Below are 13,841 nucleotides of genomic sequence, written 5' to 3' on the forward strand. Positions count from 1 at the left end.
GCTGCGGCGCAGCCCCGGATCACTCAGAACTTGTAATTGACACTGGCCACCACGTTGCGCTCGTCACCGTAGTAGCACCAGTAACCGTCGCAGTTGGCCAGGTAGTCTTTGTTGAACAGGTTCTTCGCCTCTACCGCCACAGTCAGGCCTTTCATACTCTTGTCGAGGCGGCCGAGGTCGTAGTGCACCGAGGCGTCGTACACCGTGTACGAACTCACATGGCCCAGTTCGGTGTTGGTGGTATTGCCATAGGTGTCACCCACGTAGCGCACACCGCCGCCAATGCCGAAGCCGTCCAGCGGGCCATTGTTCCAGGTGTAGTCGGCCCACAAGGTTGCCTGCTGGCGCGGGATGAGCGCCATGCGATTGCCTTTGTCGTCACCCTTCAGGATTTCGGTGTCGGTATAGGTGTACGAGGCGATTGCCTTGAGGTTCTCGGTGACATGGGTGGCGGCCTCCAGTTCCAGGCCGCGCACCTGCAACTCGCCCACTTGGCGGGTGATGCTGCCTTCCGTGACGTTGACATTGTTCTGCTTCAGGTCATACACCGCTGCAGTGAGCAGGGTGTCAGTGCCGACCGGCTGGTATTTCACACCCACTTCGTATTGACGGCCTTCGGTTGGCTTGAAAGATTCCGTGGAGTTGACGTTGGCACCACCGGCTGGCTGGAACGATTCGGTGTACGAGAAGTACGGTGTGATGCCGTTGTCGAATACGTAACTGAGGCCGAGGTTGCCGCTGAAGGCCTTGTCGCGCAGGGTATTGGTAGCGTCATTGCTGTTGTGGAACACGGTGCCAGTGTGAATCCAGTCTTCCCGACCACCCAAGGTCAGGCGCCAGTTGTCGAGCGACATCTGGTCCTGGACGTAGGCACCCGTCTGGTAGGTTTTCTGCTGAAAGTCCTGCATGGCGAAGTAAGTGACGTTCGACAGGTCGGCGCCATATACCGGGCGATTGACGTTGATCGGTGGCACGCCCATGCCATATAGCCACTGATAGTTGGTATTTGAGCGCTGGTGGTCCAGGCCCAGCAGCACAGTGTGGCTGATGTCGCCGGTTTGGAAGTCGGCCTGGAAGTTGTTGTCGACCGCGAACTGGCTGATGTCTTCGTTGACGATGCCCGACTCGCGGTTGACGTTGCCATCGGCGTCGACGCTGTTGACGGTTGCTACCTGCACGGCCTGGAACGACAAATCGTTTTTGGTGTAGCGCAGGTTCTGGCGGAACTGCCAGGTGTCGTTCAGGCGATGCTCGAAGGCATAGCCCAATGCGTAGTAGGTGCGGTCGTAGAAATCCCAGTCCGGTTCGCCAAGGTTCTTGTGGTGCGAAATTTTGCCCGCCGGGCTGCCCAGCTTGGTGCCTTGCAGCGGCAGGAACTGGCCGGTGATACCGGTATCGTCGCGGGTGTATTGAGAGATGAAGGTCAGTTTGGTGTCGTCGTCGATGTTCCAGGTCAGGCTCGGTGCGATGTTGTAGCGTTTGTCGGGGATGTGGTCGATGGGTGAATTGCTGTCGCGCACCACGCCACTTACGCGATAGAGAAACGTGCCTTCATCATCGATCTTGCCGGTGCTGTCAAAGTTGATCTGCTGGTGTTCGTTGCTACCCACCTGGGCTTCGACTTGGTGCGCGCGCTCAAGCTGCGGACGGCGGCTGACCATGTCGAGCATGCCGCCCGGTGGGGTCTGGCCATATACCGACGACGCCGGGCCGCGCAGCACGGTAATGCGTTCGAGGTTCCACGGATCGACCTTGGGGTTAGCGAACGACCCCTTGGGCAGCGGCAGGCCGTCAAGGAACTGGGTCGGTTCGAAACCGCGCACACGCAGCCAGTCGGCGCGCGAGTCCGAACCGTAACCGCTGCTTTGCACACCTGCGGTGTAGCGCAGGGCGTCGTTGAGGTTGAGTACCTGGCGATCATCCAGTTGCTGGCGGGTGATCACGGTCATCGAGCGTGGAGTTTCAACAATCGGGGTGTCGGTCTTGGTACCCGCGGCAGTGCGCGTGGCTACGTAGCCGCTGGAGGCGCCCCAAGCGCTTTCATAACTGGATGAGGCATTGATTGCAGTCTCCGGCAGCGCCAGTGTCCCTTCCGGCGTAGCCACCAGGCTGTAACTGCCTACGCTGCTCTGCTGCAGCTGCAGGCCAGTGCCTAGCAGTGCGGCTTGCAGGGCGCTGAGGCCATCGTACTGCCCGTTCACCGGCGCCGAGCTGCGGCCACTGACCAGCGCCGGGTCGATGGCCAGGGCGATGTTGGCCTGGCTGGCGATCTGGTTGAGGGTGGTAGCCAGCGGGGCGCTGGGCAGGTTATAGGCGCGCGGAGCAGATTGCTCGGCGGCGAACAGGGCAGGGCTGGCCAATGGCGCGGCCACGGCGACGGCCAGTGCCATCAGGCTGGGGCGCAGAATACGGTCAACAGCACGGGACATGCAGCGGCTCCTCGACGGATAAGTGCTTACTGCTTCCTTGCCGAGCGAGATTGGAAAAGTGACAGAGCGAATCTGAAAAATATCGAGAATTATTTGAAGTTGGGTTTTGCCTGTACCGGCCTCTTCGCGGGCAAGCCCGCGAAGAGGCCGGTACAGAATTACTTGGGAACGACGTTGACCCACCACGGGGTGTGCCGCTCGATCTTCACCGGCAATGCCGGTACCAGCGATGCCAACGCCAAGTCGGTGTCGGTCAGCGGGAAGCTGCCAGTCACGCGCAGGTCGGCGACCTTGGTGTCGACCCCGAGGTAGCCACTGCGATACTTGCCAAGCGCGGCCAGCAGGTCAGCCAGGCGCACGTCGTCCACCACCAGCATGCCGCGGGTCCAGGCGTCGGCAGCGGCTGGCACTGCGCCGATCTGGCCGAGGCCGTTGGCGTTCATCAACACCTGCTGGCCTTCGCGCAGTACGTGTTCGTCGCCACTGTTAAGCGCCATGGCGGCGACTGAGGCTTGCAGCACTTCCAGGCGCGTGCCGTTATTTTCACGGCGCACCAGGAAACGCGTGCCCAGCGGGCGCAGGCGACCGTCGTCGGTGCGCACCAGCAACGGGCGCGGATCTTTGTGGCCGGTATCGACCGAGATTTCGCCTTGGCGCAGCACGATCACCCGTTGCTCGCCTGCGTAGTCGATATCCACCGCAGTGTGGCTGTTCAAACTCAGCAATGTGCCGTCTTCCAGGCGCAGCGTGCGCAGTTCGCCGGTGGCGGTGCGCTGGTCGGCCAGCCAGTAGCTGGGCGCCAGCGACGGTGCGCCAACCCAGGCCAGCAGGGAACCGAGCAGGAACATGCCGGCCAGCCCGCCGCCGACCTTGCCGATACGCCGGCGCAGCCCGACGCGCGATTGCAGCAGGGCTTGGCGGGCCGGGCCGGCCGCCGCGCTGACGCGCTGGTCCATGGCGCCAAGTTGGCGCCAGGCGCGGGCGTGCTCCTCGCTGGCGGCATGCCAGCGCATGAATTCGCTGCGTTCATCGGGAGTGCCGCTACCATCGTCTAGGCTGACTTTCCAGGCAATAGCGGCTTCCAGCACCCGTGACGAAACCGGTGCACTGCTCACGTCGGCTCCCCGTACAGGGCCACGTAGCATTGGCGCATGCCCTGGGCGATGTACTGACGCACCCGTGATACCGAAACCCCCAGGCGTTCGGCTATTTCGCTATGGCCCATGCCGTCCAGGCGATTGTGCAGGAAGGCCGCGCGAGCCTTGCTCGACAGCTTGCCCAGTAGGCGGTCGATAGCCTTGAGGTCTTCAAGGATCAGGTGCTGCACTTCCGGGGAGGGGTGTTCGGCTTCCGGCACTAGTGCCAGTTCGGTCAGATAGGCCTGTTCCAGCGCGGCGCGGCGGAAGTGGTCGAACAGCAACCCCTTTGCTACGGCGGCGAGGAAGGCCCGGGGTTCGCGGGGGGTATCCAGCCGCTCACGGCCGAGCAGGCGCACGAAGGTGTCCTGGCTCAGGTCTTCGGCACGTTGGCGGCAGGCCATGCTGCGTTGCAGCCAGGCGAGCAGCCAGCCGCGATGGTCGCGGTACAGCGCACCGACCAGATCAGCGTGTGGGCTCTGTGCAGAAGACAAGCAGCGTCCCCCCGGAACGTATGTATTAACTAACGATAATTATTCGCGATTGTTGCAGAGGGGATGGGGTGGGTGCAATGGACGCTTATCGGATTGCCAGCATTGGACAGGTATTGCCTGTGCTGGCCTCTTCGCGGGTAAACCCGCTCCTACAAGTACCGCGCAATATTCCAGGCCTACTCGGTACCTGTAGGCGCGGGTTTACCCGCGAAGAGGCCATTAGCGCCAATACATCTCTACAGGCCGTGATTGTGGACCTTGCGCCGCCGCCACCCGCGCAGCCGCTGCTCCAGTTGCAACGGGCTGTCCAACTGCTGACGCTTGGCCTGGCTGAACAGGATCAGCGCCAGTTCCGCAGTTACCAGGGCATCGGCACTGGCATGATGGCGCTCTTCCACCTGCAGGCCAAACCGCGCCACCCAGTCATCCAGCCCGGCCTCGCGCAACACCGTGTCGGGGTTGAGCATCGGTGCCAGCTCGGCAACATCCAGAAAGGGCGACTGCAAGCGGTAACCCAGGCTTTCTTTCAGCGCGCGGGCCAGCATGCGCTGGTCGAAGGGGGCATGGAATGCCAACACCGGGCTATCGCCAATGAAGTCGAGCAAATCGAGCAAGGCTTCGGCCGGGTCGCAACCGGCAGCCAGGGCACTTGGGCCCAGGCCGTGAATCAGCACGCTGGCGTTGGTCTTCTGCAAAGGCCTGTGTAGGGTGCGTTCGAACTGCTGGGCAAAATCGATGGCGCCGTCTTCGATAGCCACCGCACCGATTGACAGCACTTGGTCACGGTTGGGGTTGAGGCCGCTGGTTTCCAGGTCCAGCACTACCCAGCGCTGCTCGCGCAGGCTACACACCCCCAAGGGCGCGGGCTTGGCTAGCCGGGCCAGGCGCTGGCGGGTGGTGTGGTCCAGGTCGGGTGCGCTGGGGCGCAGCCAGGCGAACAAACTCATAGTTGGTACCGCAGGGCCAGGCTGCTTTGCAGGCGCTGGGCCTGGCGCAGGGACTCGCGCAGGATGCGCCGGTCCAGGTGGTTGAGGCTGTCGGGGTCGAGCCGGTTGGAGTACGGCAGGTTGTCGCGGGCTTGGCGCTGGTGCTGTTGCATGCGCGTTTGCTGGATGAAGTGGTACGCCTCTTCATACGCTGCACCGTCCAGCGCCTCGATCACGCCCTTGGCCACCAGCTGGCGCAGGCGGTCCAGGGTATTGCAGGCGCCGATGCCATTGGCCATGGCCAGCAACCGGGCACCGTCGACAAAGGGCGTCAGGCCCTGGACCTTGAGGTCGAGGGTGGCGGCCTTGTCGTTACCTTGGCGGGTCAGCACGAACTCGCGCAGGCGGCCAACCGGTGGGCGCTGGCGCAGGGCATTGTCAGCCATCATGCGCTGGAACAGGCGGTTGTCGGCTACTTGCTCGAGCAGGCCTTGGCGCAGTTGCTCGCAGCCTTGCTCGTCGCCCCACACCACGCGCAGGTCGAAGTAGATACTCGAACCCAGCAGGCTTTCCGGGCTGGCTTCGCGCACAAAGCCGGCGAACCGCCGCGCCCACTCGCTGCGCGACAGGCACAGTTCGGGGTTGCCGGCCATGACATTGCCTTTGCACAGGGTAAAGCCGCATTGCGCCAGGCCCTGGTTGATGTATTGCGCCAGCGGCAGCAAGCGGGCGCGGATGGCGTCGGCTTCGGCGCTGTTGGCGGCTTCGAACAGGATGCCGTTGTCCTGGTCGGTGTGTAGGGTTTGTTCGCGGCGCCCTTCGCTGCCGAAGCACAGCCAGCTGAATGGCACGCCAGGGTCACCACGTTCGGCCAGCGCCAGTTCGATCACCCGGCAGACGGTGTGGTCGTTGAGCAAGGTGATGATCTGGGTGATCTGCGTTGACGAGGCGCCGTGGGCCAGCATGCGCTCGACCAATTGGCTGATCTCGCCGCGCAGCGACACCAGGTTATCCAGCCGTGGCGCATGGCGGATGGTGCGCGCCAAGTGCACCAAGTCGACCCGTTGCAAGGAGAACAGGTCCCGCTCCGAAACTACCCCGCACAGGCGCTGGTTTTCCACCAGGCACACATGGGCAATATGCCGCTCGGTCATGGCCATGGCCGCGTCGAAGGCGCTGGCCTGGGGGCTGAGGTAAAACGGCTGGGCGGTCATGTGCCGTTCGATCGGCGCGCCCAGGTCGGCATCGGCCGCAGCCACCACCTGGCGCAGGTCGCGCAGGGTGAAGATACCGGTGGGGTAGCGCTGCGGGTCGACCACCACGATGCTGCCAACCTGCTGCTCGTGCATCAACCGCACGGCGTCGCGCAGCGGGGTGTCGGCGCTGCAGACTACTGGGTGGCGCATGGCCAGTTCGCCCAGCGGCGTGTTCAGCGAATACTGGGTGCCGAGGGTTTCCACCGCGCGTTGGCGTACCTGCTGGTTGACCTGGTCGAGCAGGCTGCTGACCCCGCGCAGGGCAAAATCCCGAAACACATCAGACATCGAGAACACGCGGATGAAGGCCGCCTTGTTCAGCTGCAGGCAGAAGGTGTCTTCACCGGCCAGGTGCTCGGTGCGGGTCGCCCGCTCGCCAATCAGCGCCGCCAGTGGGAAGCATTCACCGCTGGTGATCTCGAACGTGGTCTCCATGCCGGGCTTGACCAGGTGCTGGCGCTCGCCGACCACGCGGCCTTGCTTGACGATGTAGAAGTGCTCGACCGGGCCGTCGGCAGGTTTGACAATGCTTTCGCCACTGGCATAGAAGCGCAGTTGGCACTGTTCGACCAGATAGGCCAGATGGCTGTGTTCCATCTGGTTGAACGGAGGAAAACGCTGCAAGAACTGCAACGTGCCCTGGATGTTCTGCAGCACTGCCGTCCTGCCCGCCTGGCTATAGGCGTCCTTTTTGCTCATGACACTGACCGTATCGCTACGCCGAACTATATATATATCTATATATAGGTGCCGGCTTCGTTGTTTTCGGGTTCCATGGTCGGCTTACGGCGGTTTGGTGCCCATTGGACGTAAGTCTATGAGCGCCGCTGTCAACGGCCCGATGAAAGGCGAGCCGGGTTACGCAGCTTATGCGGTCCTAATGCTGAAGCGGAATGTTCTTGAAGAGATGGCCATGCCTGAGCACACCGAGATCCTGAGCGACGCCGAACGCGAGGCCTTGGCCGTTGTGAGCAAAAGTGCGCCTGTGGCCACCAGGCCGTTGGTGCTGGTTGTGGATGACAACGCAGTCAACCGCGGGGCGCTGATCCTGTACCTGAAAAGCAGGGGTATCGACGCCGTAGGGGCGGACGGGGCTGAGGAAGCCAGGCTGTACCTGCATTTTGAGAAGCGGATTGGTTTGATGATTACCGATTTGCGCATGCAGCCCGAGGATGGCCTGGACTTGATCCGGACGATTCGCAATTCGGAGCGGGCGGCGCTGTCGATCATCGTGGTGTCCGGTGACACCGATGTGAAGGAGGCGGTCGACGCGATGCACCTGGGGGTGGTGGACTTCCTGCTCAAACCGGTGGATCTGGGCAAGCTGCTGGATCTGGTGAAGAAAGAACTGAAGATCGAGTAATGCGAAAGAGGGCCGCAAAGCGGCCCCCTGTCGCAGCGGTTACTTACAACCCGTTACGCGCCTTGAACTCGCGGCGACGGCGGTGCAGGACCGGCTCGGTATAACCGTTGGGCTGCTTGCCACCTTCTACGACCAGCTCTACAGCCGCCTGGAACGCGACGTTGTCGTCGAAGTTCGGCGCCATTGGGCGATACAAGGCGTCACCAGCGTTCTGCTGGTCGACTACCACAGCCATACGCTTGAGGCTTTCCAGCACCTGCTCCTGACTGACCACGCCATGGCGCAGCCAGTTGGCCAGCAGCTGGGCCGAGATGCGCAGGGTGGCGCGGTCTTCCATCAGGCCGACGTTGTTGATGTCCGGCACCTTCGAACAACCCACGCCCTGGTCGATCCAGCGCACTACATAGCCGAGGATGCCCTGGGCGTTGTTGTCCAGTTCGTTGCGGATCTCTTCGGCTGACCAGTTGGTGTCGGCAGCCAGCGGGATGGCCAGGATGTCGTCCACCGAGGCCGGGGTACGCGAGGCCAGTTCACGCTGGCGGGCCTGCACGTCGACCTTGTGGTAGTGCAGGGCGTGCAGGGTGGCGGCGGTCGGCGACGGCACCCAAGCGGTGTTGGCACCGGCCAGCGGGTGGGCGATCTTCTGCTCGAGCATGGCGGCCATCAGGTCGGGCATGGCCCACATGCCTTTGCCGATCTGCGCGCGGCCTTGCAGGCCGGTGGCCAGGCCAACGTCGACGTTGTTGTTCTCGTAGGCACCGATCCACTTCTCGTTCTTCATGGCGCCCTTACGCACCACGGCGCCGGCTTCCATCGAGGTGTGGATTTCATCGCCAGTGCGGTCGAGGAAGCCCGTGTTGATGAACGCTACACGCTCGGCGGCAGCTTTGATGCACGACTTGAGGTTGACCGTGGTGCGGCGCTCCTCGTCCATGATGCCGACCTTTACCGTGTTGCGCGGCATACCCAGCAAGTCTTCGACTTGGCTGAAGATTTCGGCGGCAAACGCCACTTCTTCAGGGCCGTGCATCTTCGGCTTGACGATGTACACGCTGCCGGTGCGAGTGTTCTTGCGGCTGGTGTTGCCGTTGAGGTTGTGCAGGGCGATCAGGTTGGTGAACAGGCCGTCCTGGATGCCTTCGGGGATTTCATTGCCCTGGGCGTCGAGGATTGCCGGGTTGGTCATCAGGTGGCCAACGTTGCGCACGAACAGCAGCGAGCGGCCGTGCAAGGTCACGCTGCCGCCGTTGGGCGCGGCGTATTCGCGGTCCGGGTTCATGGTGCGGGTGAAGGTTTTGCCACCCTTGCTCACGGTTTCGGCCAGATCGCCTTTCATCAGGCCCAGCCAGTTGCGGTAGACGATTACCTTGTCGTCGGCGTCGACGGCGGCAACCGAGTCCTCGCAGTCCATGATGGTGGTCAGCGCCGACTCCATCAGGATGTCTTTGACGCCAGCGGCGTCGGTGCTGCCGACCGGGGTGCTGGCATCTACCTGAATTTCGAAGTGCAGGCCATTGTGCTTGAGCAACACCGAAGTCGGTGCATCGGCATCGCCAATGAAACCGATCAATTGGGCGTCGTCACGCAGGCCGCTGTTGCTGCCACCCTTGAGGGCAACGACCAGCTTGCCGCCTTGGATGCGGTAGGCGGTCGAGTCAACGTGCGAACCCGCCGCCAGTGGCGCAGCTTCGTCGAGGAAGGCGCGGGCGAAGGCAATGACCTTGTCGCCACGGGCCTTGTTGTAGCCCTGGCCTTTTTCCGCGCCGCCTTCATCGCTGATGACGTCGGTGCCATACAGGGCGTCGTACAGCGAACCCCAACGGGCGTTGGCGGCGTTCAGGGCGAAGCGGGCGTTCATCACCGGAACAACCAGCTGTGGGCCGGCCATGTGGGCGATTTCTTCGTCCACGTTCTGGGTGGTGGCCTGGAAATCGTCAGCTTGTGGCAGCAGGTAGCCGATTTCCTGGAGGAATGCTTTGTAGGCGACGGCGTCGTGTGCCTGGCCTTTGCGTGCCTGGTGCCAGGCGTCGATCTTGGCTTGCAGCTCGTCGCGCTTGGCGAGCAGGGCTTTGTTCTTTGGAGCGAGGTCATTGATGATCTTCTCTGCACCCGCCCAGAACTGCTCGGCGACGATGCCGGTCCCGGGGATGGCTTCGTTATTTACGAAGTCGTACAGGACCTTGGCGACCTGAAGGCCACCGACTTGAACGTATCCAGTCATTGCTTGCCTCACTCTGCTCAGCTATTTCGCTCTTCTGTATTAAGCCTGTAGCGCTTCTCTAAACACGGCACCAGTGCGTGCCCCCGGGAAACCCGAGGGCGGCTGGGTGCGGCCTGTCAGACCAGCTGGCAGACGGTGTGCGTATTTTCACAGGCGCCTTGGCAGACATCCAAACGACGTTTTGTAGTCCGCGCCACGGGATACTACATGAAGCAGTAGGCGGGGCAAAATCAGACTAAAAGCGCCGTTATGCGACCCGTTGGTCGCGTATGGTCACGCTGGGAGTGGGTATGTTCGCAAAAAACAGGTGGATTGTTCCAGATAAATCTTGAAACAGTACACGATTGGCTGTGCGGATTGCCCTGCGGCAGGTTGCCGCGCCTTGCCTATACTGAGTCGATCCCCCGATTTTCTGCCGCTTGGTGCGGTCCGACACGAGGAAGGGCTTGTGGATCATCTTGTACTGACTGTGATTGCCCCTGACAAGGCTGGGCAGGTGGAGCGCATTGCCCAATGTATCGCCGACCACAGTGGCAACTGGCTGGAAAGCCGCATGTCGCGCATGGCCGGGCAGTTTGCCGGCATCCTGCGGGTGGCGGTGCCGGCGGAAAACTACGACGAGTTGGTGGCCTCGCTGCAGGGCCTGGCCAGGTATGACATTCGCGTGCTGATTGCCGAAAGCGGCATCGAGCCGTCGTGCACCTGGAAGCCGATTGCCATGGAGCTGGTGGGCAATGACCGGCCGGGGATCGTGCGTGACATTACCCGGTTGCTGGCAGACCTTGGGGTTAACCTTGAGCGGTTTACCACCGAGGTGCGGCCGGCACCGATGAGCAGCGAGCCGCTGTTCCATGCCGATGCGTTGCTGGCTTTGCCGTTGACCCTGTCGCTGGATGAGCTGCAACAGAAGCTGGAGAGCCTGGCGGATGATTTGATGGTGGAGTTGAAGCTGCGGGCTGAGGAGTGACCCTAGATTGCCGGGGCTGCAAAGCTGCCCCCGCGGTTATCCCAATATCACGGGGAAGGCCTTGTGGATAACCTGGGGGCTCACCTCTCCAGCCCAGGCAACTCAAGCCCTCCAAGGCTTTGCTCAAAAAACACCCAAAAATCAGCAGGTTGTGCACAAAGCACGGGGACGAGGGTGTGGATAACCTTTGGAGATGTCTCTGCAGGCCACGAACCACAAGGCCTGCAGAGTTGTGATCATTTTTTGATCAGCTACGCTTGCGCAAACTCAACCACGCATCGACGCTGTAAATCGCCAAACCCGCCCAAATGAACATGAACGCCACCAACGTGCTCGACGACAAATGCTCATCGAACAGCAGCACCGCCTGCAGCAGCACCAAGGTCGGCGCCAAGTACTGCAGGAAGCCCAGCGTGGTGTACGGCAGGTGCCGCGCAGCAGCGTTGAAGCACACCAGCGGTATCAGCGTCACCGGCCCCGCAGCTATCAGCCACAGCGCTTCGCTGCTAGTGTAGAAGGCGCCTTGGGCACTCATCGCCGCCGGGTGCAGCAGCAGCCAGCCAAGGGCCAGCGGTACCAGCATCCAGGTTTCCACCACCAAACCCGGCAATGCGGCCACCGGCGCCTGTTTGCGGATCAGGCCATAAAAGCCGAAGCTCAGCGCCAGCACCAGCGACACCCACGGCAGGCTGCCCACCTGCCACACCTGCTGGGCCACGCCCACGGCGGCCATGGCCACTGCCAGCCATTGCAGGCGGCGCAGGCGCTCGCCAAGAATCAGCATGCCCAACAGCACATTGATCAGCGGGTTGATGTAGTAGCCCAGGCTGGCCTCGAGCATGCGGCCATTGTTCACCGACCACACATAGGTCAGCCAGTTGCCGGCGATCAGCGCCCCGCTCAAGGCCAGGATGCCTAGCCGGCGCGGGTTGTCGCGCAGTTCGCGCAGCCAGCCGGGGTGTTTCCATACCAGCAGCAGCAGCGAGCCAAACAGCGCCGACCACAGCACCCGGTGCACGATGATCTCTACCGCCGGGACGCTTTGGATCGCCTTGAAGTACAGGGGGAACAGGCCCCAGATGATGTAGGCGCTAAGGCCCAGTAAGTACCCGCGACGCGGGTTTGCGGCATGCATGCAGAATCCTTGCTTAGGTAGCTAAATAAAGCGACGCCTATTGTAGACAGAGGCGAGCATGCTTCTAGAACAATTTAAGCGGTGCTTCATCCAGCGCGGCCATCTGCTCGCGCAGGGCGAGGACCTGGTCGCCCCAGTAACGGGGCTGGCCGAACCAAGGGAAGCTGGGCGGGAACGCCGGGTCGTCCCAGCGCCGCGCCAGCCAGGCGCTGTAATGCAGCTGGCGCAGGGCGCGCAGAGGTTCGATCAGGGCCAGCTCGCGGGGGTCGAAGTCGTGGAACTCGTTGTAGCCGTCGATCAGCTCGGCCAGTTGCCCCAGGCGCTCCTCGCGGCTGCCGGCCAGCATCATCCACAGGTCCTGCACCGCTGGGCCCATACGGCAGTCGTCGAGGTCGACGACGTGATAAACCTCGTCGCGGTGCATCAGGTTGCCGGGGTGCAGGTCGCCATGCAGGCGGATGAGCTGGTGCGGCGTGCGGGCGTAGATATCCTCCACCCGTTTGAGCAGGTCGCGGGCAACCGATTCATAGGCCGGCAGGAGCTCGCGCGGCACGAAGTTGCCATCGAGCAAGGTCTTTAGCGAAGCGTGGCCGAAGTTGTCCACAGCGAGCGCCTCGCGGTGTTCGAACGGGCGGGTGGCGGCCACGGCATGCAGGCGGCCGAGCAATTGACCGAGGCGGTAGAGCTGGTCGAGGTTACCCGGCTCGGGGGCGTGGCCACCGCGACGGGGAAACAGGGTGAAACGGAAACCTTGGTGTTCAAACAAGGTGCGGCCATCCTGCTGCAGCGGTGCAACCACCGGGACTTCGCAGTCGGCCAGTTCAGCGGTAAAGCTGTGTTCTTCGAGAATGGCGGCATCGCTCCAGCGGCCTGGGCGGTAAAACTTGGCGATCAGCGGTTGCGCGCCCTCGATACCCACTTGGTAGACGCGGTTCTCGTAGCTGTTCAGCGCCAGCACTCGGGCATCGCTGAGAAAGCCCAGGCTTTCTACGGCGTCCAGGACCAGGTCGGGGGTGAGGGTGGCGAAGGGGTGGGACATGAAGGCTCCGGGGAGTAAACGGCATGTGGGCCATGGTAGCGCGTTATGCCTGTGCCGGCCTCTTCGCGGGCGCGCCCGCCAACCGCACGCTGCGCGGCCAGGCTACGCAGGAACCCCGAGCAACACATAGGACGGATGAAACTGCGCCCGCACCGTACTGCCATTCTGCAGCTGTTGCGCAACCAACCAATCCGCCTCGGCAAACGCACACAACGTTTGCCCGTTGCCCAGCGCCAGGCGGACCTCGCTGGGCCCATCAGCCTCAGTCAGCACCTCCTGTACCGTCGCCCGCAAGCAGTTGCTACCGGTTTTGGCTTGTTCCCCTTCGGCCAGCAACTGCACCCAGCCGGCCTTGAGCAGGGCTACCACCATCGTCCCCAACGTCAGCTCCAGCCGCGCAGTGCTGTCATGGGTGATCAACGCTTCGATCTGCAACCCACCGGCCAATGCCAGGTTGATGCGATCATGCCGGCCCTCACGGCTTAGGCCGCTGACTTGGCCCTGCAACTGGTTACGTGCGCTGGTGCGCAGCATCAGGCGCCCAAGCAGGTCGAGGTCACTGGACTGTTCGGCAGCTTCGAGGATTTGCGCCTGCAGGCTCTGCAGGCGCTGATACAGGCGCAGTACCCGCTCGCCTTCCTGCGACAAGCGGGCACCGCCACCGCCACGCCCGCCGGTGCTGCGCTCGACCAGGGGCTGGCTGGCCAGGTTGTTGAGCTCGTCGATGGCGTCCCAGGCGGCCTTGTAGCTGAGCCCGGCGGCCTTGGCGGCGCGGGTGATCGAGCCCTGCTCGGCAATGTGGTGCAGCAGCGCGATGCGCTGGGGGCGGCGGGCGATGTGCTGAGTGAGAACGGTGGGCAGCGGCATAGGTGATG

At 62.8% G+C, this 13,841-nt stretch carries 11 protein-coding genes; 2 read left to right on the forward strand and 9 right to left on the reverse strand.

Annotated features, from left to right (window positions below; translation table 11 throughout):
* Positions 1-23 precede the first annotated feature (23 nt).
* From DV532_RS01815 to DV532_RS01835, 5 genes are all read right to left on the reverse strand, one after another.
* Complete coding sequence (locus DV532_RS01815; RefSeq protein ID WP_056805646.1) at positions 24-2,429, reverse strand: TonB-dependent siderophore receptor; 2,406 nt, start codon at positions 2,427-2,429, stop codon at positions 24-26.
* A 158-nt stretch (positions 2,430-2,587) separates the two neighbouring features.
* Positions 2,588-3,544 carry a FecR domain-containing protein gene (locus tag DV532_RS01820; RefSeq protein WP_056805643.1) on the reverse strand — a complete coding sequence of 319 codons (957 nt, stop codon included), beginning with the start codon at positions 3,542-3,544 and terminating at the stop codon, positions 2,588-2,590.
* On the reverse strand, positions 3,541-4,059 hold the full coding sequence (locus tag DV532_RS01825; protein ID WP_056805641.1) for an RNA polymerase sigma factor: 519 nt from the start codon (positions 4,057-4,059) through the stop codon (positions 3,541-3,543). The genes DV532_RS01820 and DV532_RS01825 overlap by 4 nt, the downstream gene beginning before the upstream one ends.
* 236 nt (positions 4,060-4,295) lie before the next feature.
* A complete protein-coding gene (locus DV532_RS01830; protein ID WP_056805639.1) occupies positions 4,296-5,006 on the reverse strand; it encodes a PolC-type DNA polymerase III in 711 nt (236 codons plus the stop codon).
* A complete protein-coding gene (locus DV532_RS01835) occupies positions 5,003-6,940 on the reverse strand; it encodes a DUF294 nucleotidyltransferase-like domain-containing protein (protein WP_056805637.1) in 1,938 nt (645 codons plus the stop codon). Before DV532_RS01835 ends, DV532_RS01830 begins: the two co-directional genes overlap by 4 nt.
* 118 nt (positions 6,941-7,058) lie before the next feature.
* On the opposite strand from DV532_RS01835, the gene DV532_RS01840 reads away from it, so the two are divergent.
* A complete protein-coding gene (locus DV532_RS01840) occupies positions 7,059-7,604 on the forward strand; it encodes a response regulator (RefSeq protein WP_056805634.1) in 546 nt (181 codons plus the stop codon).
* A gap of 43 nt (positions 7,605-7,647) precedes the next feature.
* Here DV532_RS01840 and DV532_RS01845 read toward each other — a convergent pair whose 3' ends face one another.
* Complete coding sequence (locus tag DV532_RS01845) at positions 7,648-9,825, reverse strand: malate synthase G (protein ID WP_056805631.1); 2,178 nt, start codon at positions 9,823-9,825, stop codon at positions 7,648-7,650.
* A gap of 448 nt (positions 9,826-10,273) precedes the next feature.
* Between DV532_RS01845 and DV532_RS01850 the strand changes: the two genes are divergently transcribed.
* On the forward strand, positions 10,274-10,792 hold the full coding sequence (locus tag DV532_RS01850; RefSeq protein ID WP_056805628.1) for a glycine cleavage system protein R: 519 nt from the start codon (positions 10,274-10,276) through the stop codon (positions 10,790-10,792).
* Positions 10,793-11,039: 247 nt separating this feature from the next.
* Here the strand turns inward: DV532_RS01850 and rarD are convergent, their stop codons facing one another.
* From rarD to DV532_RS01865, 3 genes are all read right to left on the reverse strand, one after another.
* Entirely contained in the window at positions 11,040-11,927 is an 888-nt protein-coding gene (gene rarD / locus DV532_RS01855) for an EamA family transporter RarD (protein WP_056805626.1), read from the reverse strand.
* Between the two features lie 64 nt (positions 11,928-11,991).
* The gene (locus DV532_RS01860) at positions 11,992-12,966 is read right to left on the reverse strand and encodes a serine/threonine protein kinase (protein WP_056805623.1); all 975 of its coding nucleotides are present in this window, start codon (positions 12,964-12,966) and stop codon (positions 11,992-11,994) included.
* Between the two features lie 102 nt (positions 12,967-13,068).
* Positions 13,069-13,833, reverse strand: coding sequence for a TOBE domain-containing protein (locus DV532_RS01865; RefSeq protein WP_056805620.1), 765 nt, complete (start codon positions 13,831-13,833; stop codon positions 13,069-13,071).
* Positions 13,834-13,841: the final 8 nt, after the last annotated feature.

It is taken from the genome of Pseudomonas sp. Leaf58, from assembly GCF_003627215.1.
Taxonomy (GTDB): Bacteria; Pseudomonadota; Gammaproteobacteria; order Pseudomonadales; family Pseudomonadaceae; genus Aquipseudomonas.